The organism is Burkholderia sp. Tr-20355 (genome assembly GCF_017104685.1).
Taxonomy (GTDB): Bacteria; Pseudomonadota; Gammaproteobacteria; order Burkholderiales; family Burkholderiaceae; genus Burkholderia; species Burkholderia seminalis.
In genome coordinates this window covers 14,552-39,945 of sequence record NZ_JAAGPK010000072.1, presented here as the reverse complement: position 1 = coordinate 39,945, position 25,394 = coordinate 14,552, and the positions used below count along the sequence as shown (strand labels likewise).

Below are 25,394 nucleotides of genomic sequence, written 5' to 3'. Positions count from 1 at the left end.
AGCGAGTCGGTCCCACCCCTTCCCATCCCGAACAGGACCGTGAAACGACTCTACGCCGATGATAGTGCGGATTCCCGTGTGAAAGTAGGTAATCGTCAGGCTCCCTAAGCCAGAAACCCCCGCCCGACCAGGCGGGGGTTTTTGCATTTCGGCGGCGGAAATGCGCGTGCGCGGCCACGTGCAATGCGGCCGGAACTGATGCGTCGATGACGTCGACGCGGGCCGCGCTCGTATCCAGTCGGCGCAAATTCCCTCCGTCTGCTGGGTGGCTCAGCACCCGCAAATAGCAATTGGTGTCGCTGAGGTCGGCATCCTCTCGTCATCGACTCGAGGTGGCGACACGTTCGGCCGATAGCCGGTCCGCTCGATCGCCTGTTCGCCGGAACTCCATGTCTTGCCGTCAGGACATTTGCCATCTCGTCCCATCTGCATGCGTACGGAAGCCTTCTCCAGCGAAAATTGCGGCGCTCGTTTCATTGTTACGAGATCCCTCCTGCGTTTTTCGCGACCGTGTCGGCTGCCGGTGTGAGCGTCGTACGGCTTGCGGCGCAGCTGAACTCCGACGTTTCTTGTCGAAGGTACGGAATGATCGAGGCGCCATGAAACGGCACGACAGAGTTGCGTCGGATAACGCAAAGTGGTGCTATCAAGTGCCGTTCTTCGCCTAATCCGCCGGATATCATCCGGATTCGACTCATCCGAGGCGGTGAGCACCCGGTTCGCGGCAAACGTAACGATCCGGCTGGAGTGCCAGTTGTAACGCCTGTGAGTCGCCCTGCAGGCGCTTTTTTAACGAGCATGGCGCGGCCGCCTCAGAACACGTAGATTTCCTCGATGAGCGAATAGGCGGTGCCGCCGAAGCAGGCGCTTCCTTCTTCGATCGGCGCAAAGTGCGCGCCGTTTGCGTCGACGCCGGTCGATCGCACCGCGCACGTCGTGCTGAGATCGCGCAGCGCGGAATCCTTGGTTGGCGGAAACCGGCGTGTTGTGTCCCGGCCTTATTCCCGAGTCGGCACGGGCATCGCTGGGCAGCGCGCGCCGGTCATCAACGCCGCAGGGCAGAGGTCAGCTTTCCAGTGCCTCCGGAAGTATGAGGTGCGGCGAAAGCCCCTGCACCGAACCCCGCGCAACTATTCACAGCAACTATTCACATTCAGCTGAACGAGATGGGCGTCGTGCGGGCACGCAGGATGTCGTGTGTACGCGGGGGATTCGCTGCGATAAGCCGACCAGATGCTGACGTTGGTCGGCCAGCGCGACGGGGAGAGGTAGCGGGCACCGTATTTCAGGACGTTTGCCAAGGTCGTGGTGCGGGGCGTGTGGGGCGCGCCTGGTGACCGTATATCATCGCCGAGCAAAGGCTGCAGCACGCCCCCCAGGCAGGTCGCGCTGTCGGATTCGGCGGGCGGACGCTGTCGCCGGCCGGGACGGGATAAACGGACGCATCGTTGGTCCGCCGTGCATAGGCGATCGCGTCCTGATTCATCGGCCATGCTGCGGTCGAACCGCTATGCGTCGAGCTCAGGCAGCGGACGTCGAGCACGCGGGCTTCAACTGATCATATGCGGCGAGAGCTGCTGCCGCTCCGGAGCGTCTCTCGGCGTGGTTTTTATCCTGGGCTTGCTGACGGATCTTCGCGATCGGGCTCGAGCGACACCGGGTGTCAGTGGCTGCGGCATGTGCGGCAGGTCCGCCCAAGGCCGTGAAGGCAATCGCAAGAGCGAGCAGGTGCATGGGAATCCACGCGGGAAGATGACGGAAGGCGAGGGTTGGTATCGCGCCGGCCGTAGGTTCGCGTGGGGGATTTCATCCGGGCGCGGCGGTGCCGTTGCCATGGCGCCACCACCGGAAGGTTCGGATAACCCCTTGCCGGGTACCCCGGGCAGTTCGAGCCTGGCCGCGGCGACGCGGGTAGCGAGTAGTCCCGATTTCGCGCAAGCAACCGCGTGCGGAAGCCGCCAGGCACACCGTCCGCGAGGTCGGCGAAGCCGCCCGGCACGAAATTTGCGGAAATTTTGCGTCTACCCGCTTGGCATTGTGTGAAAGAGGTCGTATGATGGCGGTCTTTCGTTTTTAGCGCAGATGCAGATCGGCGCTAAGGGCGGAGTCTGACGAAGATGTGGCGCCGGTCGGCAACATCTCGTGCTTGCCTTAGCCGGGCAAGGGCGGGAGATCGGTGGTAAAGCGGGAGTCAGGGAGAGAGTGAAAATAATCTTCCGGATGTGCTTGACACGAGTGCGATGCACCCCCATAATCGTCAGTTCTCTACGGAGGGGTGCCCGAGTGGCTAAAGGGGGCAGACTGTAAATCTGTTGGCTTACGCCTACGTTGGTTCGAATCCAACCTCCTCCACCAAGATATCAGCGTAGCGAGCGGTAGGGAATCGTTAGTGGCCCGTGCGGGTGTAGCTCAATGGTAGAGCAGAAGCCTTCCAAGCTTACGACGAGGGTTCGATTCCCTTCACCCGCTCCAGACCGCGAAGTTGAAGCGTAAAACGCCCATGTGGCTCAGTGGTAGAGCACTCCCTTGGTAAGGGAGAGGTCGGCAGTTCGATCCTGCCCATGGGCACCAGCAGTAAAAAGTCAGTGTCTTGTTTGCGCGCGGCGCAACCTGTGAAATTCCTTTTGGGAGTTGAAAATGGCCAAGGAAAAGTTTGAGCGGACCAAGCCGCACGTGAACGTTGGTACGATTGGTCACGTTGACCACGGCAAGACGACGCTGACGGCAGCGATCACGACGGTTCTGACGAAGAAGTTCGGCGGCGAAGCGAAGGCGTACGACCAGATCGACGCGGCACCGGAAGAAAAGGCGCGCGGCATCACGATCAACACGGCACACGTCGAGTACGAAACGGCGAACCGCCACTACGCACACGTCGACTGCCCGGGCCACGCTGACTATGTGAAGAACATGATCACGGGCGCGGCGCAGATGGACGGCGCGATCCTGGTTTGCTCGGCAGCTGACGGCCCGATGCCGCAGACGCGCGAGCACATCCTGCTGGCGCGTCAGGTTGGCGTTCCGTACATCATCGTGTTCCTGAACAAGTGCGACATGGTGGACGACGCTGAACTGCTCGAGCTGGTCGAGATGGAAGTTCGCGAGCTGCTGTCGAAGTACGACTTCCCGGGCGACGACACGCCGATCGTGAAGGGTTCGGCGAAGCTGGCGCTGGAAGGCGACACGGGCGAGCTGGGCGAAGTGGCGATCATGAGCCTGGCCGACGCGCTGGACACGTACATCCCGACGCCGGAGCGTGCAGTTGACGGCGCGTTCCTGATGCCGGTGGAAGACGTGTTCTCGATCTCGGGCCGTGGTACGGTGGTGACGGGCCGTGTCGAGCGCGGCATCGTGAAGGTCGGCGAGGAAATCGAAATCGTCGGTATCAAGCCGACGGTGAAGACGACCTGCACGGGCGTTGAAATGTTCCGTAAGCTGCTGGACCAAGGTCAGGCAGGCGACAACGTGGGTATCCTGCTGCGCGGCACGAAGCGTGAAGACGTGGAGCGTGGCCAGGTTCTGGCGAAGCCGGGTTCGATCACGCCGCACACGCACTTCACGGCTGAAGTGTACGTGCTGAGCAAGGACGAAGGCGGCCGTCACACGCCGTTCTTCAACAACTACCGTCCGCAGTTCTACTTCCGTACGACGGACGTGACGGGCTCGATCGAGCTGCCGAAGGACAAGGAAATGGTGATGCCGGGCGACAACGTGTCGATCACGGTGAAGCTGATCGCTCCGATCGCGATGGAAGAAGGTCTGCGCTTCGCAATCCGCGAAGGCGGCCGTACGGTCGGCGCCGGCGTCGTCGCCAAGATCATCGAGTAAGCCAGTTATTCGTTGATCGACAGTTTTGGGGCTGGCAACAGCCGGCCCCAACATGGTTTAGGGGTATAGCTCAACTGGCAGAGCGTCGGTCTCCAAAACCGAAGGTTGGGGGTTCGATTCCCTCTGCCCCTGCCAAAAATAGCCACGTGTCCTACGTGGCATTTGTTTTAAGGTGTTATGGCGAATCCATCCGTCGAAACTGTAAATACCTCCGGCGATAAGCTGATGCTGGCTCTGGGTGTATTGCTGGTGTTGGCCGGATTCGTGGGCTTCTTCTGGCTGGCCAATCAGCAGTGGTATGTCCGCGGTGCCGCGTTGGCGGTAGGGATCATCGCCGGTGTGGCCGTCGGGCTGATGTCGGCCCCTGGCAAGAGCCTCATCGCTTTTGCCAAGGATTCGTACAAGGAAGTCCGGAAGGTCGTTTGGCCCACCCGCAAGGAAGCAACGCAAACCACGCTCGTCGTGTTCGGTTTCGTGCTCGTGATGGCGATTTTCCTCTGGTTGAGTGACAAATCGATCGAATGGGTGATTTTCTCGGCGATTCTGGGTTGGAAATGATATGAGCGATACTCCGGCATCCCCGAGCGGAAAACGTTGGTACGTCGTGCACGCCTACTCCGGTATGGAGAAGAGCGTGCAACGTGCGCTTCAGGAGCGCATCGAACGTGCTGGCATGCAGGATAAATTCGGTCAGATCCTGGTCCCGACCGAAGAAGTGGTTGAAGTCAAGGGCGGTCACAAGGCGGTGACTGAGCGTCGTTTCTTCCCCGGCTACGTGCTGGTGGAAATGGAGATGACGGACGAAACGTGGCACCTCGTGAAGAACACCGCGAAGGTCACCGGCTTCGTCGGCGGTGCGCGTAACCGTCCGACCCCGATTTCCCCGAAGGAAGTCGAGAAGATCATGTCGCAGATGCAGGAAGGCGTCGAGAAGCCGCGCCCGAAGACCCTGTTCGAAGTCGGCGAGATGGTGCGTGTCAAGGAAGGCCCGTTCACGGACTTCAACGGCACCGTCGAAGAAGTCAACTACGAAAAATCGCGCGTGCGTGTGTCGGTCACCATCTTTGGTCGATCCACCCCGGTCGAACTCGAATTCGGCCAGGTCGAAAAAGTTTGATCCCGATTCGGTGGGCAGCCTCGGCTGCCCACCTTCGCGCTTACGGCCCGCGTCATGGCCGTTGAGGAGCGTCAGTAGCCAGCGGCGAACGCGCGTTATTACTCACCGAACGCCCTTTCGGCGTTCCAATGAGGTTCACAAATGGCAAAGAAGATTATCGGCTTTATCAAGCTGCAGATCCCTGCAGGTAAAGCCAACCCGTCGCCGCCGGTCGGTCCGGCACTGGGCCAGCGCGGCCTGAACATCATGGAGTTCTGCAAGGCGTTCAACGCGCAGACTCAAGGCATGGAGCCGGGTCTGCCGGTGCCGGTGGTCATCACGGCATTCGCTGACAAGAGCTTCACGTTCGTGATGAAGACGCCGCCGGCAACCGTCCTGATCAAGAAGGCGGCGAAGGTGGACAAGGGCTCGAGCAAGCCGCACACCGACAAGGTCGGTTCGATCACGCGCGCTCAAGCCGAAGAAATCGCGAAGACCAAGATGCCGGACCTTACGGCAGCTGATCTGGACGCAGCCGTTCGCACCATCGCTGGTAGCGCACGCTCGATGGGCATCACTGTGGAGGGCGTGTAAATGGCTAAGATCTCCAAGCGCCGTCAGGCATTTGCCGCCAAGGTTGATCGTCAGAAGCTGTACGCGATCGAAGACGCACTGAGCCTCGTGAAGGAATGCGCGAGCGCGAAGTTCGACGAGTCGATCGACGTCGCAGTCCAGCTCGGCATCGATGCAAAGAAGTCGGACCAGGTCGTTCGTGGTTCGGTCGTTCTGCCGGCCGGTACGGGCAAGTCGGTTCGCGTTGCCGTGTTCGCGCAAGGCGAAAAGGCCGAGCAGGCACGTGCAGCAGGCGCGGAAATCGTCGGTATGGAAGACCTGGCTGAGCAGATCAAGGCTGGCCAGATGGACTTCGACATCGTGATCGCTTCGCCGGACACGATGCGTATCGTCGGTACGCTGGGCCAGATCCTCGGCCCGCGCGGCCTGATGCCGAACCCGAAGGTCGGTACGGTCACGCCGGACGTCGCAACCGCCGTCAAGAACGCGAAGGCTGGTCAGGTGCAATTCCGTGTCGACAAGGCCGGTATCATCCACGCGACCATCGGCCGTGCATCGTTCGAACCGACCGCACTGCGTTCGAACCTGTCGGCGCTGATCGAAGCGCTGCAGAAGGCCAAGCCGGCAACGAGCAAGGGCGTGTACCTGCGCAAGATCGCACTGTCGAGCACGATGGGCGTCGGCGTGCGTGTCGACCAGGCTACGCTGGCAGCACAGTAAGCAAGTATTCGGGCCGCTTCGTTCGCGAAGCGGCCTACATGGGCTTTGGGCGGTTGCTCGTGCAGCAAGGCGAGCAACCGGTTATCAAAGACCGTTGGTGGGGCGCAGCAGTCGGGTGATCCCTTAATTCAAGCCAACGCAGATGGCGAACCCGAAAAAGTTTTGCAGTGGTGAAGCCGCAGGCCGTGAAGCGATTCGCGGCGTGAGGTGGAAATACTCCTAACGAGGTCGGACGCCGTTGTTGAACGAGGTACGTGAGGTTTCGGCCATACCGGCCGCGCCGAACGTATCGTTTCTGGAGGCTAACCGTGCCGCTTAATAGAGAAGACAAGCAAGCCGTCGTCGCTGAGGTTTCCGCGCAAGTCGCGAAGGCCCAGACCGTTGTGCTGGCTGAGTATCGTGGAATTGCGGTTGGCGATCTGACCAAGCTGCGCGCGCAAGCGCGTGAGCAGAAGGTTTACCTGCGCGTGTTGAAGAACACGCTGGCGCGTCGCGCTGTTGAAGGTACGCCGTTTGCTCCGCTGGCAGAGCAGATGACTGGTCCGTTGATCTACGGCATCTCGGAAGATGCAATTGCTGCTGCTAAGGTCGTCAACGACTTCAGCAAGGGCAATGACAAGTTGGTCATCAAGGCTGGTTCGTTCGATGGCAAGGTGATGGACAAGGCTGGCGTGCAAGCGCTGGCAAGCATCCCGAGCCGCGAAGAACTGCTCTCGAAGCTGCTGTTCGTTATGCAATCGCCTGTTTCGGGCTTCGCGCGTGCTCTGGCAGCGCTGGCCGAGAAGAAGCAAGCGGAAGCTGCATAAGCGAGCGTGCATCAGCGTTACTGATCGCTGGCTGTATCCGAATTCAATTTAGGAGTATTTCAAATGGCAATCGCAAAAGAAGACATCCTGGCAGCAGTCGAAGGGATGACCGTTCTGGAACTGAACGAACTGGTCAAGGCGTTCGAAGAGAAGTTTGGCGTGTCGGCAGCTGCAGTGGCAGTCGCTGGCCCGGCAGGCGGCGGCGCTGCTGCTGCTGCAGAAGAGAAGACCGAATTCACGGTCGTCCTGGCTGAAGCCGGCGCCAACAAGGTTTCGGTCATCAAGGCCGTTCGCGAACTGACGGGCCTGGGCCTGAAGGAAGCGAAGGACCTGGTTGACGGTGCACCGAAGCCCGTCAAGGAAGGCGTCGACAAGGCTGCTGCTGAAGAAGCCAAGAAGAAGCTGGAAGAAGCTGGCGCGAAGGTCGAAGTCAAGTAAGTTTCGACGCGCTGTGCGAAGGCTGGCGGTATTTTCACCGCCGGCCTTTTTGTGCTTTGTGGGGACGTTATTCTGGCACTCATTCGGGAGCCCGAATAATCGGCCCCAGAAGCCAAAGAAAACCGCCTGATCGTTGTGAAAGATCACGCACGATTGGCGGTTCTCTTTGTCTTCTGAAGCGACTGCAGAAGGCAAGTTTGGTCGGGTAGCGGGCAACACAGGCATCCGCTGCCGTCAGCCAGCGGTTGGTAGCGGCCAACCACCAAGCTTCTCGGCTCGTTCAAGCCGTCGAACGGCCATCGGGTCTCAGTCGGTGAACACTCGGGTTTGAAACGTCCAGGTATTCCGCCTCGATAGCACCCGCCGTGATTCGGAGATCGTATGCAATATTCCTTCACCGAGAAGAAGCGCATTCGCAAGAGTTTCGCGAAGCGCCCCATCGTTCACCAAGTTCCGTTCTTGCTGGCTACCCAGCTTGAATCATTCAGCACGTTTCTGCAAGCCGATGTGCCGGCGACGCAACGCAAGCCTGAAGGTTTGCAGGCCGCGTTCACATCGGTATTTCCCATTGTTTCGCACAACGGTTTCGCGCGCCTCGAGTTCGTGAGCTATGCGCTGTCCTCGCCGGCATTCAACATCAAGGAATGCCAGCAGCGTGGCCTGACGTACTGCTCCGCGCTGCGCGCGAAGGTCCGCCTTGTCATCCTCGACAAGGAATCGCCGAACAAGCCGGTCGTCAAGGAAGTGAAGGAGCAGGAAGTGTACATGGGCGAAATTCCGCTCATGACGCCGACGGGCTCGTTCGTCATCAACGGCACCGAGCGTGTCATCGTCTCGCAGCTGCACCGTTCGCCGGGCGTGTTCTTCGAACACGACAAGGGCAAGACGCACAGCTCGGGCAAGCTGCTGTTCTCGGCACGGATCATTCCGTACCGCGGCTCGTGGCTCGACTTCGAATTCGATCCGAAGGACATCCTGTACTTCCGCGTCGACCGTCGCCGCAAGATGCCGGTCACGATCCTGCTGAAGGCCATCGGCCTGACGCCGGAACAGATCCTCGCGAACTTCTTCGTGTTCGACAACTTCACGCTGATGGACGAAGGCGCGCAACTCGAGTTCGTGCCCGAGCGCCTGCGTGGTGAAGTCGCGCGTTTCGACATCACGGATCGTGATGGCAAGGTCATCGTCCAGAAGGACAAGCGGATCAACGCGAAGCACATTCGCGACCTCGAAGCCGCGAAGACCAAGTTCATCTCGGTGCCGGAAGACTATCTGCTCGGCCGCGTGCTGGCGAAGAACGTCGTCGACGGCGACACCGGCGAAGTGATCGCGAGCGCGAACGACGAAGTCACGGAAAGCGTGCTCGAGAAGCTGCGCGAAGCGGGCATCAAGGACATCCAGACGCTCTACACGAACGACCTGGACCAGGGCCCGTACATCTCGTCGACGCTGCGTGTCGACGAAACGACCGACAAGACGGCCGCGCGCATCGCGATCTACCGCATGATGCGTCCGGGCGAGCCGCCGACCGAAGAAGCGGTCGAGGCGCTGTTCAACCGTCTGTTCTACAGCGAGGAAGCGTACGACCTGTCGAAGGTCGGCCGCATGAAGTTCAACCGCCGCGTCGGCCGTGACGAGATCGTCGGCCCGATGACGCTGCAGGACGACGACATCCTCGCGACGATCAAGATCCTCGTCGAGCTGCGCAACGGCAAGGGCGAAGTGGACGACATCGACCACCTCGGCAACCGTCGCGTGCGTTGCGTCGGCGAACTGGCGGAAAACCAGTTCCGCGCGGGTCTCGTGCGTGTCGAGCGCGCGGTCAAGGAACGCCTCGGCCAGGCCGAAAGCGAAAACCTGATGCCGCACGACCTGATCAACTCGAAGCCGATTTCGTCGGCGATCCGCGAGTTCTTCGGTTCGTCGCAGCTGTCGCAGTTCATGGACCAGACCAACCCGCTGTCGGAAATCACGCACAAGCGCCGCGTTTCCGCACTGGGCCCGGGCGGTCTGACGCGCGAACGCGCAGGCTTCGAAGTCCGCGACGTGCACCCGACCCACTACGGCCGCGTGTGCCCGATCGAAACGCCGGAAGGTCCGAACATCGGCCTGATCAACTCGCTCGCACTGTACGCGCACCTGAACGAATACGGCTTCCTCGAGACGCCGTACCGCAAGGTCGTGGACAGCAAGGTGACCGACCAGATCGACTACCTGTCGGCGATCGAGGAAGGCCGCTACATGATCGCGCAGGCGAACGCCGCGATCGACGAGAACGGCCAGCTGATCGACGAACTCGTGTCGTCGCGTGAAGCCGGCGAAACGATGATGGTCACGCCGGACCGTATCCAGTACATGGACGTCGCGCCGTCGCAGATCGTGTCGGTGGCAGCCTCGCTGATTCCGTTCCTCGAGCACGATGACGCGAACCGTGCACTGATGGGTTCGAACATGCAGCGTCAGGCGGTGCCGTGTCTGCGTCCGGAAAAGCCGGTCGTCGGTACGGGCATCGAGCGCACCTGCGCGGTCGACTCGGGTACGACGGTTCAGGCGTTCCGCGGCGGCGTCGTCGACTATGTCGACGCGGGCCGTATCGTGATTCGCGTGAACGACGACGAAGCGGTCGCAGGTGAAGTCGGTGTCGACATCTACAACCTGATCAAGTACACGCGTTCGAACCAGAACACGAACATCAACCAGCGTCCGATCGTGAAGATGGGCGACAAGGTCTCGCGCGGCGACGTGCTGGCTGACGGCGCCTCGACGGACCTGGGCGAGCTCGCGCTCGGCCAGAACATGCTGATCGCGTTCATGCCGTGGAACGGCTACAACTTCGAGGATTCGATCCTGATCTCGGAGAAGGTGGTCGCGGACGATCGCTACACGTCGATCCACATCGAAGAGCTGAACGTCGTTGCACGCGACACGAAGCTCGGGCCGGAAGAAATCACGCGCGACATCTCGAACCTGGCGGAAGTCCAGCTCGGCCGTCTCGACGAATCGGGCATCGTGTACATCGGTGCCGAAGTCGAAGCAGGCGACGTGCTGGTGGGCAAGGTCACGCCGAAGGGCGAGACCCAGCTGACGCCGGAAGAGAAGCTGCTGCGCGCGATCTTCGGCGAGAAGGCTTCGGACGTGAAGGACACGTCGCTGCGCGTGCCGTCGGGCATGAGCGGCACCGTGATCGACGTCCAGGTGTTCACGCGTGAAGGCATTCAGCGCGACAAGCGTGCGCAACAGATCATCGACGACGAACTGAAGCGCTACCGCCTCGACCTGAACGACCAGCTGCGCATCGTGGAAGGCGACGCGTTCCAGCGTCTCGCCCGCATGCTCGTGGGCAAGGTCGCGAACGGCGGCCCGAAGAAGCTCGCGAAGGGTACGAAGATCGACCAGGCTTACCTGGAAGACCTCGACCACTACCACTGGTTCGACATCCGCCTGGCGGACGACGAGGCAGCGGCGCAGCTCGAAGCGATCAAGAACTCGATCGAGGAAAAGCGTCACCAGTTCGACCTCGCGTTCGAAGAGAAGCGCAAGAAGCTCACGCAAGGCGACGAACTGCCGCCGGGCGTGCTGAAGATGGTCAAGGTGTACCTCGCGGTGAAGCGCCGTCTGCAGCCTGGCGACAAGATGGCAGGCCGTCACGGTAACAAGGGTGTCGTGTCGAAGATCGTTCCGATCGAAGACATGCCGTACATGGCCGACGGCCGTCCGGCAGACGTCGTGCTGAACCCGCTCGGCGTGCCGTCGCGGATGAACGTGGGTCAGGTTCTCGAAGTGCACCTCGGCTGGGCCGCGAAGGGCCTCGGCTGGCGTATCGGCGAAATGCTGCAGCGTCAGGCGAAGATCGAGGAACTGCGCGTGTTCCTGACGAAGATCTACAACGAGTCGGGCCGCCAGGAAGACCTGGAAAGCTTCACCGACGACGAGATCCTCGAACTCGCGAAGAACCTGCGCGAAGGCGTGCCGTTCGCGACGCCGGTGTTCGACGGGGCGACCGAGGAAGAAATGGGCAAGATGCTCGACCTCGCGTTCCCGGACGACATCGCCGAACAGCTCGGCATGAACCCGTCGAAGAACCAGGTCCGTCTGTACGACGGCCGCACGGGTGAAATGTTCGAACGTCGCGTGACGCTCGGCTACATGCACTACCTGAAGCTGCACCACTTGGTCGACGACAAGATGCACGCGCGTTCGACCGGCCCGTACTCGCTCGTCACGCAGCAGCCGCTGGGTGGTAAGGCGCAGTTCGGTGGCCAGCGTTTCGGTGAAATGGAAGTGTGGGCACTCGAAGCGTACGGCGCGTCCTACGTGCTGCAGGAAATGCTGACGGTGAAGTCGGACGACGTGACCGGCCGGACGAAGGTGTACGAAAACCTCGTCAAGGGCGATCACGTGATCGATGCAGGCATGCCGGAATCCTTCAACGTGCTCGTGAAGGAAATCCGCTCGCTCGGTATCGATATCGATCTCGACCGCAATTAATCGGACTACGGAGAGAAAGCAATGAAAGCTCTGCTCGATCTATTCAAGCAAGTCCAACAGGAAGAAGTTTTCGACGCGATCAAGATCGGTCTGGCCTCGCCGGACAAGATCCGTTCGTGGTCGTTCGGCGAAGTGAAGAAGCCGGAGACCATCAACTACCGTACGTTCAAGCCGGAACGCGATGGTCTCTTCTGCGCGAAGATCTTCGGGCCGATCAAGGACTACGAGTGCCTGTGCGGCAAGTACAAGCGTCTGAAGCACCGCGGCGTGATCTGCGAGAAGTGCGGCGTCGAAGTGACGCTGGCGAAGGTGCGTCGCGAACGGATGGGCCACATCGAACTGGCCTCGCCGGTCGCGCACATCTGGTTCCTGAAGTCGCTGCCGTCGCGTCTGGGCATGGTGCTCGACATGACGCTGCGCGACATCGAACGCGTGCTGTACTTCGAAGCCTATGTGGTGATCGAACCGGGCATGACGCCGCTGAAGGCGCGGCAGATCATGACCGAAGAGGATTACTACAACAAGGTCGAGGAATACGGCGACGAATTCCGTGCCGAGATGGGCGCGGAAGGCGTGCGTGAACTGCTGCGCGCGATCAACATCGACGAGCAGGTCGAGACGCTGCGCACCGAGCTGAAGAACACCGGCTCGGAAGCGAAGATCAAGAAGTACGCGAAGCGCCTGAAGGTCCTCGAGGCATTCCAGCGCTCGGGCATCAAGCCCGAGTGGATGATCCTCGAAGTGCTGCCGGTGCTGCCGCCGGAACTGCGTCCGCTCGTGCCGCTGGACGGCGGCCGCTTCGCGACGTCGGACCTGAACGACCTGTATCGCCGCGTGATCAACCGTAACAACCGGTTGAAGCGTCTGCTCGAGCTGAAGGCGCCTGAAATCATCGTCCGCAACGAAAAGCGGATGCTGCAGGAAGCCGTCGACTCGCTGCTCGACAACGGCCGTCGCGGCAAGGCGATGACGGGCGCGAACAAGCGTCCGCTGAAGTCGCTCGCCGACATGATCAAGGGCAAGGGCGGTCGTTTCCGTCAGAACCTGCTGGGCAAGCGCGTCGACTACTCGGGCCGTTCGGTCATCGTGGTCGGCCCGACGCTGAAGCTGCACCAGTGCGGTCTGCCGAAGCTGATGGCGCTCGAGCTGTTCAAGCCGTTCATCTTCAACAAGCTGGAAGTGATGGGCGTCGCGACGACCATCAAGGCTGCGAAGAAGGAAGTCGAGAACCAGACGCCGGTGGTGTGGGACATCCTCGAAGAGGTGATCCGCGAGCACCCGGTGATGCTGAACCGTGCGCCGACGCTGCACCGGCTCGGTATCCAGGCGTTCGAGCCGGTGCTGATCGAAGGCAAGGCAATCCAGCTGCACCCGCTCGTTTGCGCGGCGTTCAACGCCGACTTCGACGGTGACCAGATGGCCGTTCACGTGCCGCTGTCGCTCGAAGCGCAGATGGAAGCGCGTACGCTGATGCTGGCGTCGAACAACGTGCTGTTCCCGGCCAACGGCGATCCGTCGATCGTGCCGTCGCAGGATATCGTGCTGGGTCTGTACTACGCGACCCGCGAAGCCGTCAACGCGAAGGGCGAAGGCCTGTCGTTCACGGGCGTGTCGGAAGTGATCCGCGCGTACGAGAACAAGGAAGTCGAGCTGGCCTCGCGCGTCAACGTGCGGATCACCGAAATGGTCCGCAACGAGGACACGTCGGAAGGCGCGCCGGAATTCGTGCCGAAGATCTCGCTGTACGCGACGACCGTCGGCCGCGCGATCCTGTCGGAGATCCTGCCGCACGGCCTGCCGTTCTCGGTGCTGAACAAGCCGCTGAAGAAGAAGGAAATCTCGCGCCTGATCAACACGGCGTTCCGCAAGTGCGGTCTGCGCGCGACGGTGGTGTTCGCCGACCAGCTGATGCAGTCGGGTTTCCGTCTCGCGACGCGTGCCGGCATTTCGATCTGCGTGGACGACATGCTCGTGCCGCCGCAGAAGGAAACGATCGTCGGCGACGCCGCGAAGAAGGTGAAGGAGTACGACCGCCAGTACATGTCCGGTCTCGTCACCGCGCAGGAACGCTACAACAACGTGGTCGACATCTGGTCGGCAACGTCGGAAGCGGTCGGCAAGGCGATGATGGAGCAGCTGTCGACGGAGCCGGTGACGGACCGCGACGGCAAGGAAACGCGCCAGGAATCGTTCAACTCGATCTACATGATGGCCGACTCGGGCGCCCGGGGTTCGGCGGTTCAGATTCGTCAGCTGGCCGGTATGCGCGGCCTGATGGCGAAGCCGGACGGCTCGATTATCGAGACGCCGATTACCGCGAACTTCCGCGAAGGTCTGAACGTGTTGCAGTACTTCATCTCGACCCACGGTGCACGTAAGGGTCTGGCTGATACGGCACTGAAGACCGCGAACTCGGGTTACCTGACGCGTCGTCTCGTCGACGTCACGCAGGATCTGGTCGTGGTGGAAGACGATTGCGGCACGTCGAACGGCGTCGCGATGAAGGCGCTGGTCGAAGGCGGTGAAGTCGTCGAAGCGCTGCGCGACCGTATCCTCGGCCGCGTCGCGGTCGCGGACGTCGTGAACCCGGAAACGCAGGAAACGGTGTACGAATCGGGCACGCTGCTCGACGAAACGGCGGTCGAGGAAATCGAACGCCTCGGCATCGACGAAGTGCGCGTGCGCACGCCGCTGACCTGCGAAACGCGCTACGGCCTGTGCGCGGCCTGCTACGGCCGTGACCTCGGCCGCGGCTCGCTCGTGAACGTCGGCGAAGCAGTCGGCGTGATCGCGGCACAGTCGATCGGTGAGCCGGGCACGCAGCTGACGATGCGTACCTTCCACATCGGTGGTGCGGCATCGCGTGCGGCAGTGGCTTCGTCGGTCGAAGCGAAGAGCAACGGTATCGTGCGCTTCACGGCGACGATGCGCTACGTCACGAACGCGAAGGGCGAGCAGATCGTCATTTCCCGCTCGGGCGAAGCGATGATCACCGACGACTTCGGTCGCGAGCGCGAGCGTCACAAAGTGCCGTACGGCGCGACGCTGCTGCAGCTCGACGGCGCGACGATCAAGGCCGGCACGCAGCTCGCCACGTGGGATCCGCTGACGCGTCCGATCATCACCGAGTACGGTGGTACGGTGAAGTTCGAGAACGTCGAGGAAGGCGTGACCGTCGCGAAGCAGATCGACGACGTGACCGGCCTGTCGACGCTGGTCGTGATCGACGTGAAGCGTCGCGGTTCGCAGGCTTCGAAGAGCGTGCGTCCGCAGGTGAAGCTGCTCGACGCGAACGGCGACGAAGTGAAGATTCCGGGCACGGAGCACGCGGTGCAGATCGGCTTCCAGGTCGGCGCACTGATCACCGTGAAGGACGGCCAGCAGGTGCAGGTCGGTGAAGTGCTCGCACGTATCCCGACCGAAGCGCAGAAGACGCGTGACATTACCGGCGGTCTGCCGCGGGTGGCGGAACTGTTCGAAGCGCGTTCGCCGAAGGATGCCGGCATTCTCGCGGAAGTCACGGGTACGACGTCGTTCGGCAAGGACACGAAGGGCAAGCAGCGTCTCGTCATCACGGATCTCGAGGGCAACCAGCACGAGTTCCTGATCGCGAAGGAAAAGCAGGTTCTGGTTCACGATGCCCAGGTCGTCAACAAGGGCGAAATGATCGTGGACGGTCCGGCCGATCCGCACGACATCCTGCGTCTGCAGGGTATCGAGGCGCTGTCGCGCTACATCGTCGACGAAGTGCAGGACGTGTATCGTCTGCAGGGCGTGAAGATCAACGACAAGCACATCGAGGTGATCGTTCGCCAGATGCTGCGTCGTGTGCAGATCACCGACAACGGCGATACGCGCTTCATCCCGGGCGAACAGGTCGAGCGTTCCGACATGCTGGACGAGAACGATCGCATGATCGCCGAGGGCAAGCGCCCGGCCTCGTACGACAACGTGCTGCTCGGTATCACGAAGGCATCGCTGTCGACCGACTCGTTCATCTCCGCGGCATCGTTCCAGGAAACGACCCGCGTGCTGACCGAAGCGGCGATCATGGGCAAGCGCGACGATCTGCGCGGCCTGAAGGAAAACGTGATCGTCGGCCGTCTGATTCCGGCCGGTACGGGTCTCGCGTTCCACAAGGCACGCAAGGCGAAGGAATCGTCGGATCGCGAGCGTTTCGACCAGATCGCAGCGGAAGAGGCATTCGACTTCGGCACGCCGAGCGCGCCGGCGGAAGAGCCGCAACACCCGGCAGCCGAGTAAGTGCGGGCGGCGCAAGCCGCCTCACCTCGCTGTCACCGAAACCGTCCGGTTCCGCCGGGCGGTTTTTTTTCATCCGTCGTTCACGTGCATGACGTGCCTGAGCCGCGCCCGCGCATGCCCGCAATCGCCGGCCGCGCGGCCGCGACAGGCCCGTGATGCACGCGAACGGACCCTGACCGAACGGCCAACAACGCTCGATTCGCCACGCGCCGCGCAAGCGGGTTGTTAAAATCGCGATCATCGTTCAGCCGTCCTTGTTCCCATTCATGTCCCGCGCCCTCGAAATCCTCGACGAAGTCTTTGGTTATTCCGCCTTTCGCGGCCAGCAGGGCGAGATCGTCGAGCACGTCGCCGGCGGCGGCGATTGTCTCGTGCTGATGCCCACGGGCGGCGGCAAGTCGTTGTGCTACCAGATCCCGGCGCTGCTGCGCCGCGAGGCCGGGCAGGGCGCCGGCATCGTCGTGTCGCCGTTGATCGCGCTGATGCAGGACCAGGTCGCCGCGCTGCGCGAAGTCGGCGTGCGCGCGGCCTACCTGAATTCGACGCTGTCGGGCGCCGAGGCCGCGGCCACCGAGCGCGCGCTGCGCGAAGGCGAGATCGACCTGCTGTACGTCGCACCGGAGCGGCTGATGACCGGGCGCTTCCTCGACCTGCTCGAACGCGCGAAGATCGGCCTGTTCGCGATCGACGAAGCGCACTGCGTGTCGCAATGGGGGCACGATTTCCGTCCGGAATACATCCAGCTGTCGGTGCTTCACGAGCGCTTCCCGTCGGTGCCGCGCATCGCGCTGACGGCCACGGCCGACGCGATCACGCGCGACGAGATCATCCATCGTCTCGCGCTCGACGACGCACGCGTGTTCGTATCGAGCTTCGATCGCCCCAACATCCGCTACCGGATCGTCGAGAAGGACAACGCGCGCGCGCAGCTGCTCGACTTCATCCGCGCGGAGCACACGAATGCCGACGGCACGACCGACGCCGGCGTCGTCTATTGCCTGTCGCGTCGCAAGGTCGAGGAAACGGCCGAATGGCTGAAGGCGCAAGGCGTGCGGGCGCTGCCCTATCACGCCGGGATGGAGTTCGAGGTGCGGCAGAAGCACCAGGAAATGTTCCAGCGCGAAGAGGGTATCGTGATGTGCGCGACGATCGCGTTCGGCATGGGCATCGACAAGCCCGACGTGCGCTTCGTCGCGCACCTGGATCTGCCGAAGAGCGTCGAAGGCTACTACCAGGAAACGGGCCGTGCGGGCCGCGACGGGATGCCCGCGAATGCGTGGATGGCGTACGGCCTCGGCGACGTCGTCCAGCAGCGCAAGATGATCGACGAATCGGATGCGGACGACGCACACAAGCGCGTGCAGACGTCGAAGCTCGACGCGCTGCTCGGGCTGTGCGAGACGATTTCGTGCCGCCGCGTGCGGCTGCTGAACTACTTCGGCGAAGAGAGCCGGCCGTGCGGCAACTGCGACACCTGCCTCGAGCCGCCCGCGTCGTGGGACGCCACGCGCGAGGCGCAGATGGCGTTGTCGTGCGTGTTCCGCGCGCAGCGCGCGAGCGGTTTCAATTTCGGCTCGAGCCACCTGATCGAGATCCTGCGCGGCGGGCGCACCGAGAAGGTGTTGCAGCGCGGCCACGACCAGCTCAGCACGTTCGGGATCGGCGCGGCGCTGTCCGAACCGGAATGGCGCGCGATTTTCAGGCAGCTCGTCGCGTACGGCTACCTGGCGGTCGACCATGGCGGCTTTGGCGCGCTGATGCTGACGGAGGCCGCGAAGGCCGTGCTGAAGAACGAGGAGAAGGTCACGCTGCGCCGCTACGTGAAGCCGCAGCGCACGCGCCAGTCGTCGAGCCGCAGCGGCACGCGCGTCGACCCGACCGCCGGCATGGGCACGCGCGAGCGCGCACGGTGGGACGCGTTGCGCGCGTGGCGCGCGGAAACCGCGAAGACCGACGGCGTGCCGGCCTACGTGATCTTCCACGATGCGACGCTCGCGGAAATCGCGCGCAACGCACCGGAGTCGATCGACGACCTGCGCCACATCCCCGGCATGGGCGTACGCAAGCTCGAACGCTTCGGCGACGAGATCATCGACGTGGTCGAATCGGCCTGACACAGGTGTTCGGACCCTTCCTGTAAACCACGCGGTCGACCGGCAAATCACGCAACCCGTTGACTTAGTTGGTATTTCCGGACTATTATGCTGGGTTCCGGTATTCGGTGGGCTGTGTCGCGTTCGAAAGCGCGCGCCCGATTCGCCGGTGCGGAAGTCAACTGTGCGCCGATTCTCGCTTTGCCCGAAATCGATGCGCAGATTTTGTTCAATTTCAGGAATAAACAATGCCAACCATCAACCAACTGGTTCGCAAAGGCCGTCAGTCGGAAACGACGAAGAGCAAGAGCCCGGCCCTGCAGGACTGCCCCCAGCGTCGCGGCGTGTGCACCCGTGTGTACACGACGACGCCGAAGAAGCCGAACTCGGCACTCCGTAAGGTCGCCAAGGTTCGTCTGACGAACGGCTTCGAAGTGATTTCGTACATCGGCGGTGAAGGCCACAACCTGCAGGAACACTCGGTTGTGCTGATCCGCGGCGGCCGTGTGAAGGACTTGCCGGGTGTGCGTTACCACATGGTTCGCGGCTCGCTGGATACCCAGGGCGTCAAGGACCGTAAGCAAGCGCGCTCGAAGTACGGCGCGAAGCGTGCAAAGGCTGCCAAGTAAGCAGTTTTTGATCAGGGATCGCCGCAGGGCGGTCAAGGCGGGAGTGCCGGATTGCCGGTGCTGTCGAGTAAGTGGTCACCCGGCCAAGCTGGTTAGTCGTGAAGATGTGATCGGGTTTGTTGGTGGCCGCGGAGCTGGAACCAGCTCCAACTGAACAAGTAAAGGAAGAATCATGCCGCGTCGTCGCGAAGTCCCCAAGCGGGAAGTGTTGCCGGATCCGAAGTTCGGCAACGTTGATGTTGCCAAGTTCATGAACATGCTGATGCTGTCCGGCAAGAAGTCGGTCGCAGAGCGCATCGTTTATGGCGCATTCGAACAAATCCAGACCAAGGGTGGCAAGGACCCGCTGGAAGTGTTCACGGTTGCGCTCAACAACGTGAAGCCGGTGGTCGAAGTGAAGAGCCGTCGCGTTGGTGGTGCCAACTATCAAGTTCCGGTCGAAGTGCGCCCGTCGCGTCGTATGGCATTGGCGATGCGCTGGCTGCGTGAGGCTGCGAAGAAGCGCAGCGAGAAGTCGATGGCCCTGCGCCTGGCAGGTGAACTCTCCGAAGCGGCCGAAGGCCGTGGCGGCGCGATGAAGAAGCGCGACGAAGTTCACCGCATGGCAGAAGCCAACCGCGCGTTCTCGCATTTCCGTTTCTAAGCGCCTGGCTGGGCTGTTAGCGGAAATAAATTCCGGGCGGGTGCGCTTTTCAGGCGCCTCGCCCGTTTGTGTTGAAGCATGATGCAGCCGGGCTGCATCGTGTTATCCCAGTAGAGGATCAAAGTGGCTCGCAAGACTCCTATCGAGCGCTACCGCAATATCGGTATTAGCGCTCACATCGACGCCGGCAAAACGACGACGACCGAGCGCATTCTGTTTTACACCGGTGTGAACCACAAGATCGGTGAAGTCCACGACGGCGCAGCCACGATGGACTGGATGGAGCAGGAACAGGAACGTGGCATCACGATCACGTCCGCTGCTACCACGGCCTTCTGGAAGGGCATGGGCGGCAACTATCCGGAACACCGCATCAACATCATCGACACCCCGGGCCACGTCGACTTCACGATCGAAGTCGAGCGCTCGATGCGCGTGCTCGACGGCGCGTGCATGGTGTACTGCGCAGTGGGCGGCGTGCAGCCGCAGTCGGAAACGGTGTGGCGCCAGGCGAACAAGTACAAGGTGCCGCGTCTCGCGTTCGTCAACAAGATGGACCGTACCGGCGCGAACTTCTTCAAGGTCTACGACCAGCTCCGTCTGCGCCTGAAGGCGAACCCGGTTCCGGTCGTGGTGCCGATCGGCGCGGAAGAAAACTTCAAGGGCGTCGTCGACCTGATCAAGATGAAGGCGATCATTTGGGACGAAGCGTCGCAAGGCACGAAGTTCGACTACGTCGACATCCCGGCCGAGCTCGCGGAGACCTGCAAGGAATGGCGCGAGAAGATGGTCGAAGTGGCTGCCGAAGCCAGCGAAGACCTGATGAACAAGTACCTGGAAGAAGGCGATCTGCCGGAAGCCGACATCGTCAAGGCGCTGCGCGACCGTACGATCGCGTGCGAAATCCAGCCGATGCTGTGCGGTACCGCGTTCAAGAACAAGGGCGTGCAGCGTATGCTCGACGCCGTGATCGACTTCCTGCCGTCGCCGGTCGACATCCCGCCGGTCAAGGGCGAGCTCGAAAACGGTGAAGAAGCGGAGCGCAAGGCGTCGGACGAAGAGAAGTTCTCGTCGCTCGCGTTCAAGATCATGACCGACCCGTTCGTCGGCCAGCTGATCTTCTTCCGTGTGTACTCGGGCGTCGTCAACTCGGGCGACACGCTGCTGAACTCGACCAAGGGCAAGAAGGAACGCCTCGGCCGTATTCTGCAGATGCACGCGAACCAGCGTGAGGAAATCAAGGAAGTTCGCGCAGGCGACATCGCTGCTGCGGTCGGCCTGAAGGAAGCGACCACGGGCGACACGCTGTGCGACCCGGCGAACCCGATCGTTCTCGAGCGCATGGTGTTCCCGGAGCCGGTGATCTCGCAGGCTGTCGAGCCGAAGACCAAGGCTGACCAGGAAAAGATGGGCCTCGCACTGAACCGTCTGGCTCAGGAAGACCCGTCGTTCCGCGTGCAGACCGACGAAGAATCGGGCCAGACCATCATTTCGGGCATGGGCGAGCTCCACCTCGAAATTCTGGTCGACCGGATGAAGCGTGAATTCGGCGTGGAAGCAACCGTCGGCAAGCCGCAGGTTGCGTACCGCGAGACGATCCGCTCGACGGCGAAGGATGTCGACGGCAAGTTCGTCAAGCAATCGGGTGGTCGCGGCCAGTACGGTCACGCGGTCATCACGCTCGAGCCGAACGAACAAGGCAAGGGCTACGAGTTCTTCGACGAGATCAAGGGTGGTGTGATTCCGCGTGAATACATCCCGGCGGTCGACAAGGGTATCCAGGACACGCTGAAGTCGGGCGTGCTGGCTGGCTTCCCGGTCGTCGACGTGAAGGTTCACCTGACGTTCGGTTCGTACCACGACGTTGACTCGAACGAAAACGCGTTCCGCATGGCCGGTTCGATGGCGTTCAAGGAAGCGATGCGCAAGGCGAACCCGGTCGTCCTCGAGCCGATGATGGCCGTCGAAGTCGAGACGCCGGAAGACTACATGGGCAACGTGATGGGCGACCTGTCGGGCCGTCGCGGTATCGTCCAGGGCATGGAAGACATGGTCGGCGGCGGCAAGATCGTTCGCGCCGAAGTGCCGCTGTCGGAAATGTTCGGTTACTCGACGTCGCTGCGCTCGCTGACGCAAGGTCGCGCAACGTACACGATGGAGTTCAAGCATTACGCTGAAGCTCCGCGCAACGTTGCCGAAGCGATCATCAGCGCGAAGTCGAAGTAAATCTGCAGCTACCAACTGATTATTTTTTGAAAGAAGAGAATCATGGCAAAAGAAAAGTTTGAGCGGACCAAGCCGCACGTGAACGTTGGTACGATTGGTCACGTTGACCACGGCAAGACGACGCTGACGGCAGCGATCACGACGGTTCTGACGAAGAAGTTCGGCGGCGAAGCGAAGGCGTACGACCAGATCGACGCGGCACCGGAAGAAAAGGCGCGCGGCATCACGATCAACACGGCACACGTCGAGTACGAAACGGCGAACCGCCACTACGCACACGTCGACTGCCCGGGCCACGCTGACTATGTGAAGAACATGATCACGGGCGCGGCGCAGATGGACGGCGCGATCCTGGTTTGCTCGGCAGCTGACGGCCCGATGCCGCAGACGCGCGAGCACATCCTGCTGGCGCGTCAGGTTGGCGTTCCGTACATCATCGTGTTCCTGAACAAGTGCGACATGGTGGACGACGCTGAACTGCTCGAGCTGGTCGAGATGGAAGTTCGCGAGCTGCTGTCGAAGTACGACTTCCCGGGCGACGACACGCCGATCGTGAAGGGTTCGGCGAAGCTGGCGCTGGAAGGCGACACGGGCGAGCTGGGCGAAGTGGCGATCATGAGCCTGGCCGACGCGCTGGACACGTACATCCCGACGCCGGAGCGTGCAGTTGACGGCGCGTTCCTGATGCCGGTGGAAGACGTGTTCTCGATCTCGGGCCGTGGTACGGTGGTGACGGGCCGTGTCGAGCGCGGCATCGTGAAGGTCGGCGAGGAAATCGAAATCGTCGGTATCAAGCCGACGGTGAAGACGACCTGCACGGGCGTTGAAATGTTCCGTAAGCTGCTGGACCAAGGTCAGGCAGGCGACAACGTGGGTATCCTGCTGCGCGGCACGAAGCGTGAAGACGTGGAGCGTGGCCAGGTTCTGGCGAAGCCGGGTTCGATCACGCCGCACACGCACTTCACGGCTGAAGTGTACGTGCTGAGCAAGGACGAAGGCGGCCGTCACACGCCGTTCTTCAACAACTACCGTCCGCAGTTCTACTTCCGTACGACGGACGTGACGGGCTCGATCGAGCTGCCGAAGGACAAGGAAATGGTGATGCCGGGCGACAACGTGTCGATCACGGTGAAGCTGATCGCTCCGATCGCGATGGAAGAAGGTCTGCGCTTCGCAATCCGCGAAGGCGGCCGTACGGTCGGCGCCGGCGTCGTCGCCAAGATCATCGAGTAACATCGACGATCCGCGGATCCCGACGGGGTCCGCGATTCCGCGGTACGCAGTTGTGCCGTCGAAACCGGGTGTCCAGCTTGTGCTGGCACCCGGTTTTGTTTTTCCGGCGGCGCGTTGCGTGGGCCGTGAAATGCACGCCACGGTTTCAGAATTTCGTGTAGAATCGCGGGCTTAGCAGTGGAAGTACTGTCCGGAACCTGATGCTTCGCTCCCCGCTGGCGTCATGTTTCACGTTCTTTTAGTGTCCGGCGATGCAACATCGCCTCGCTCTTTTCAAGGAATCGTCATGCAGCAACAGAAAATCCGCATTCGCCTGAAGGCATTCGACTATCGTCTGATCGATCAATCGGCTGCCGAGATCGTCGATACCGCGAAGCGGACTGGCGCAATCGTCCGTGGCCCGGTGCCGCTGCCGACGCGCATTCAGCGTTTTGACATCCTGCGTTCGCCGCACGTCAACAAGACGTCGCGCGATCAGCTCGAAATCCGCACCCACCAGCGCCTGATGGACATCGTCGACCCGACGGACAAGACCGTCGACGCGCTGATGAAGCTCGACCTGCCGGCTGGCGTCGACGTGGAAATCAAGCTGCAGTAAGGCTTCCGGCGCCGATCGGCATGTCGGGCGGCGCTAAGTCTTTGTATTGCTTGCGGAAATGGAAAAGTCGGGCTATACTGCTTGGCTTTTCGCGTATTCGCGTAAAAAAGTTGGGCCTTGCGTGCCCGGCATTTTGTAAATCAGCCCCGACCAATCGCAGTCGGGAATGGAGAAAATGATGAGCCTTGGACTCGTAGGTCGCAAGGTTGGCATGACCCGTATCTTCACGGCTGAAGGGGATTCGATTCCCGTCACCGTGCTGGACGTGTCGGACAACCGCGTGACGCAGATCAAGACTGTTGAAACCGACGGCTACACGGCCGTGCAGGTTGCATTCGGCTCCCGTCGTGCATCGCGCGTGACGAAGCCGCTGGCAGGTCATCTCGCCAAAGCCGGTGTCGAAGCCGGTGAAATCCTCAAGGAATTCCGCATTGACGCGGCCAAGGCAGCCGAGCTGTCGAATGGCGCCGTGGTCGGTGCAGATCTTTTCGAAGTGGGCCAGAAGGTCGACGTGCAAGGCGTGTCGATCGGTAAGGGCTACGCCGGTACGATCAAGCGTTACAACTTCTCCTCCGGCCGTGCCACGCACGGTAACTCGCGCTCGCACAACGTGCCGGGCTCGATCGGTATGGCGCAGGATCCGGGTCGTGTTTTCCCGGGTAAACGCATGACGGGTCACATGGGTGACGTGACGGTGACGGTGCAGAACCTCGAAATCGCTCGTATCGACGCAGAGCGCAAGCTGCTGCTCGTGAAGGGTGCGATTCCGGGCGCGAAGGGCGGCAAGGTCTTCGTGACGCCGGCCGTCAAGACCAAGGGGGCGAAATAATGGAACTCAAGCTCCTGAACGAAAATGGTCAGGAAGGTGCAGTGGTCAACGCATCGGACGTCGTGTTCGGTCGTGACTACAACGAAGCGCTGATCCACCAGGTCGTCGTCGCTTACCAGGCGAATGCTCGCCAGGGTAACCGCGCACAGAAGGACCGTGAGCAAGTCAAGCACACGACCAAGAAGCCGTGGCGCCAGAAGGGTACGGGCCGTGCTCGTGCCGGTATGTCGTCGAGCCCGTTGTGGCGTGGCGGTGGTCGTATCTTCCCGAATTCGCCGGAAGAAAACTTCTCGCACAAGGTCAACAAGAAGATGCATCGCGCAGGTCTCTGCTCGATCTTCTCGCAGCTGGCCCGTGAAGGCCGCCTGTCGGTCGTCGAGGACATCATCCTCGAAGCGCCGAAGACCAAGCTGCTGGCCGACAAATTCAAGACCATGGGTCTCGACTCCGTGCTGATCATCACCGACACGGTTGACGAAAACCTGTACCTGGCATCGCGCAACCTGCCGCACGTGGCAATTGTCGAGCCGCGCTACGCTGACCCGCTGTCGCTGATCTACTTCAAGAAAGTGCTGGTCACGAAGGCTGCGGTCGCCCAGATCGAGGAGTTGCTGTCATGAGCGAGATTCGCAAGAACGATCATCGTTTGATGCAGGTCCTGCTCGCACCGGTGATCTCGGAAAAGGCGACGCTGGTTGCCGACAAGAACGAGCAAGTCGTGTTCGAAGTCGCACCGGATGCCACGAAGCAGGAAGTGAAGGCGGCCGTCGAGCTGCTGTTCAAGGTTGAAGTTGATTCCGTCAACGTGCTGGTTCAGAAGGGCAAGCAAAAGCGCTTTGGCCGTTCGATGGGCCGCCGCAAGGACGTGAAGAAGGCGTACGTTTGCCTGAAGCCCGGCCAGGAAATCAACTTTGAAGCGGAGGCCAAGTAA

General features: G+C 61.6%; 18 protein-coding genes, 4 tRNA genes and 1 rRNA gene. All 23 read left to right on the top strand.

The genetic code is table 11. The annotated features are described in order from the left end of the window. Nucleotides 1–101: ribosomal RNA gene (rrf, locus tag G3N62_RS19480) — 5S ribosomal RNA — on the top strand; the annotation flags it as partial. Between the two features lie 2,168 nt (nucleotides 102–2,269). After that, nucleotides 2,270–2,355, top strand: a tRNA-Tyr gene (locus G3N62_RS19475). Between the two features lie 43 nt (nucleotides 2,356–2,398). Further along, nucleotides 2,399–2,472: transfer RNA gene (locus G3N62_RS19470), tRNA-Gly, on the top strand. Nucleotides 2,473–2,496: 24 nt separating this feature from the next. After that, a tRNA-Thr gene (locus G3N62_RS19465) sits at nucleotides 2,497–2,571 on the top strand. Nucleotides 2,572–2,637: 66 nt separating this feature from the next. Then, nucleotides 2,638–3,828: an elongation factor Tu gene (tuf, locus tag G3N62_RS19460; RefSeq protein WP_006482910.1), complete on the top strand. Its 1,191-nt coding sequence runs from the start codon at nucleotides 2,638–2,640 to the stop codon at nucleotides 3,826–3,828. 59 nt (nucleotides 3,829–3,887) lie between these two features. Further along, a tRNA-Trp gene (locus G3N62_RS19455) sits at nucleotides 3,888–3,963 on the top strand. Between the two features lie 42 nt (nucleotides 3,964–4,005). Beyond that, on the top strand, nucleotides 4,006–4,386 hold the full coding sequence (secE, locus tag G3N62_RS19450; RefSeq protein WP_006482892.1) for a preprotein translocase subunit SecE: 381 nt from the start codon (nucleotides 4,006–4,008) through the stop codon (nucleotides 4,384–4,386). A gap of 1 nt (nucleotide 4,387) precedes the next feature. After that, entirely contained in the window at nucleotides 4,388–4,945 is a 558-nt protein-coding gene (nusG, locus tag G3N62_RS19445) for a transcription termination/antitermination protein NusG (protein ID WP_006400672.1), read from the top strand. A gap of 141 nt (nucleotides 4,946–5,086) precedes the next feature. Next, the gene (rplK, locus tag G3N62_RS19440; RefSeq protein ID WP_006477201.1) at nucleotides 5,087–5,518 is read left to right on the top strand and encodes a 50S ribosomal protein L11; all 432 of its coding nucleotides are present in this window, start codon (nucleotides 5,087–5,089) and stop codon (nucleotides 5,516–5,518) included. Beyond that, nucleotides 5,519–6,217 carry a 50S ribosomal protein L1 gene (rplA, locus tag G3N62_RS19435; RefSeq protein ID WP_006482906.1) on the top strand — a complete coding sequence of 233 codons (699 nt, stop codon included), beginning with the start codon at nucleotides 5,519–5,521 and terminating at the stop codon, nucleotides 6,215–6,217. 308 nt (nucleotides 6,218–6,525) lie between these two features. Further along, a complete protein-coding gene (rplJ, locus tag G3N62_RS19430; protein WP_034191212.1) occupies nucleotides 6,526–7,023 on the top strand; it encodes a 50S ribosomal protein L10 in 498 nt (165 codons plus the stop codon). 63 nt (nucleotides 7,024–7,086) lie between these two features. Then, entirely contained in the window at nucleotides 7,087–7,461 is a 375-nt protein-coding gene (gene rplL / locus G3N62_RS19425) for a 50S ribosomal protein L7/L12 (protein WP_006477198.1), read from the top strand. A gap of 381 nt (nucleotides 7,462–7,842) precedes the next feature. Further along, on the top strand, nucleotides 7,843–11,949 hold the full coding sequence (gene rpoB / locus G3N62_RS19420; RefSeq protein ID WP_034191213.1) for a DNA-directed RNA polymerase subunit beta: 4,107 nt from the start codon (nucleotides 7,843–7,845) through the stop codon (nucleotides 11,947–11,949). A 21-nt stretch (nucleotides 11,950–11,970) separates the two neighbouring features. Then, complete coding sequence (rpoC, locus tag G3N62_RS19415; RefSeq protein WP_034191214.1) at nucleotides 11,971–16,212, top strand: DNA-directed RNA polymerase subunit beta'; 4,242 nt, start codon at nucleotides 11,971–11,973, stop codon at nucleotides 16,210–16,212. A 266-nt stretch (nucleotides 16,213–16,478) separates the two neighbouring features. Continuing rightward, the gene (gene recQ, locus G3N62_RS19410) at nucleotides 16,479–18,326 is read left to right on the top strand and encodes a DNA helicase RecQ (protein WP_034191215.1); all 1,848 of its coding nucleotides are present in this window, start codon (nucleotides 16,479–16,481) and stop codon (nucleotides 18,324–18,326) included. A gap of 227 nt (nucleotides 18,327–18,553) precedes the next feature. After that, entirely contained in the window at nucleotides 18,554–18,934 is a 381-nt protein-coding gene (gene rpsL, locus G3N62_RS19405) for a 30S ribosomal protein S12 (RefSeq protein ID WP_006400662.1), read from the top strand. A 172-nt stretch (nucleotides 18,935–19,106) separates the two neighbouring features. Then, nucleotides 19,107–19,577: a 30S ribosomal protein S7 gene (rpsG, locus tag G3N62_RS19400; RefSeq protein ID WP_006477195.1), complete on the top strand. Its 471-nt coding sequence runs from the start codon at nucleotides 19,107–19,109 to the stop codon at nucleotides 19,575–19,577. 123 nt (nucleotides 19,578–19,700) lie between these two features. Continuing rightward, complete coding sequence (fusA, locus tag G3N62_RS19395) at nucleotides 19,701–21,803, top strand: elongation factor G (protein WP_006482929.1); 2,103 nt, start codon at nucleotides 19,701–19,703, stop codon at nucleotides 21,801–21,803. Between the two features lie 42 nt (nucleotides 21,804–21,845). Beyond that, a complete protein-coding gene (gene tuf, locus G3N62_RS19390) occupies nucleotides 21,846–23,036 on the top strand; it encodes an elongation factor Tu (RefSeq protein ID WP_006482910.1) in 1,191 nt (396 codons plus the stop codon). 286 nt (nucleotides 23,037–23,322) lie between these two features. Beyond that, the gene (gene rpsJ, locus G3N62_RS19385) at nucleotides 23,323–23,634 is read left to right on the top strand and encodes a 30S ribosomal protein S10 (RefSeq protein WP_004199280.1); all 312 of its coding nucleotides are present in this window, start codon (nucleotides 23,323–23,325) and stop codon (nucleotides 23,632–23,634) included. A 178-nt stretch (nucleotides 23,635–23,812) separates the two neighbouring features. Further along, a complete protein-coding gene (gene rplC / locus G3N62_RS19380; RefSeq protein ID WP_006482922.1) occupies nucleotides 23,813–24,463 on the top strand; it encodes a 50S ribosomal protein L3 in 651 nt (216 codons plus the stop codon). Continuing rightward, nucleotides 24,463–25,083 carry a 50S ribosomal protein L4 gene (gene rplD, locus G3N62_RS19375; RefSeq protein ID WP_006477192.1) on the top strand — a complete coding sequence of 207 codons (621 nt, stop codon included), beginning with the start codon at nucleotides 24,463–24,465 and terminating at the stop codon, nucleotides 25,081–25,083. Before rplC ends, rplD begins: the two co-directional genes overlap by 1 nt. Beyond that, entirely contained in the window at nucleotides 25,080–25,394 is a 315-nt protein-coding gene (gene rplW, locus G3N62_RS19370; protein ID WP_004199275.1) for a 50S ribosomal protein L23, read from the top strand. Before rplD ends, rplW begins: the two co-directional genes overlap by 4 nt.

What these genes read in the sequence shown, in the direction of transcription:
- tuf (WP_006482910.1), top strand. Translation starts at nt 2,638, where the DNA reads ATGGCCAAGGAAAAGTTTGAGCGGACCAAGCCGCACGTGAACGTTGGT.
- secE (WP_006482892.1), top strand. Translation starts at nt 4,006, where the DNA reads ATGGCGAATCCATCCGTCGAAACTGTAAATACCTCCGGCGATAAGCTG.
- nusG (WP_006400672.1), top strand. Translation starts at nt 4,388, where the DNA reads ATGAGCGATACTCCGGCATCCCCGAGCGGAAAACGTTGGTACGTCGTG.
- rplK (WP_006477201.1), top strand. Translation starts at nt 5,087, where the DNA reads ATGGCAAAGAAGATTATCGGCTTTATCAAGCTGCAGATCCCTGCAGGT.
- rplA (WP_006482906.1), top strand. Translation starts at nt 5,519, where the DNA reads ATGGCTAAGATCTCCAAGCGCCGTCAGGCATTTGCCGCCAAGGTTGAT.
- rplL (WP_006477198.1), top strand. Translation starts at nt 7,087, where the DNA reads ATGGCAATCGCAAAAGAAGACATCCTGGCAGCAGTCGAAGGGATGACC.
- rpoB (WP_034191213.1), top strand. Translation starts at nt 7,843, where the DNA reads ATGCAATATTCCTTCACCGAGAAGAAGCGCATTCGCAAGAGTTTCGCG.
- rpoC (WP_034191214.1), top strand. Translation starts at nt 11,971, where the DNA reads ATGAAAGCTCTGCTCGATCTATTCAAGCAAGTCCAACAGGAAGAAGTT.
- recQ (WP_034191215.1), top strand. Translation starts at nt 16,479, where the DNA reads ATGTCCCGCGCCCTCGAAATCCTCGACGAAGTCTTTGGTTATTCCGCC.
- rpsL (WP_006400662.1), top strand. Translation starts at nt 18,554, where the DNA reads ATGCCAACCATCAACCAACTGGTTCGCAAAGGCCGTCAGTCGGAAACG.
- rpsG (WP_006477195.1), top strand. Translation starts at nt 19,107, where the DNA reads ATGCCGCGTCGTCGCGAAGTCCCCAAGCGGGAAGTGTTGCCGGATCCG.
- tuf (WP_006482910.1), top strand. Translation starts at nt 21,846, where the DNA reads ATGGCAAAAGAAAAGTTTGAGCGGACCAAGCCGCACGTGAACGTTGGT.
- rpsJ (WP_004199280.1), top strand. Translation starts at nt 23,323, where the DNA reads ATGCAGCAACAGAAAATCCGCATTCGCCTGAAGGCATTCGACTATCGT.
- rplC (WP_006482922.1), top strand. Translation starts at nt 23,813, where the DNA reads ATGAGCCTTGGACTCGTAGGTCGCAAGGTTGGCATGACCCGTATCTTC.
- rplD (WP_006477192.1), top strand. Translation starts at nt 24,463, where the DNA reads ATGGAACTCAAGCTCCTGAACGAAAATGGTCAGGAAGGTGCAGTGGTC.
- rplW (WP_004199275.1), top strand. Translation starts at nt 25,080, where the DNA reads ATGAGCGAGATTCGCAAGAACGATCATCGTTTGATGCAGGTCCTGCTC.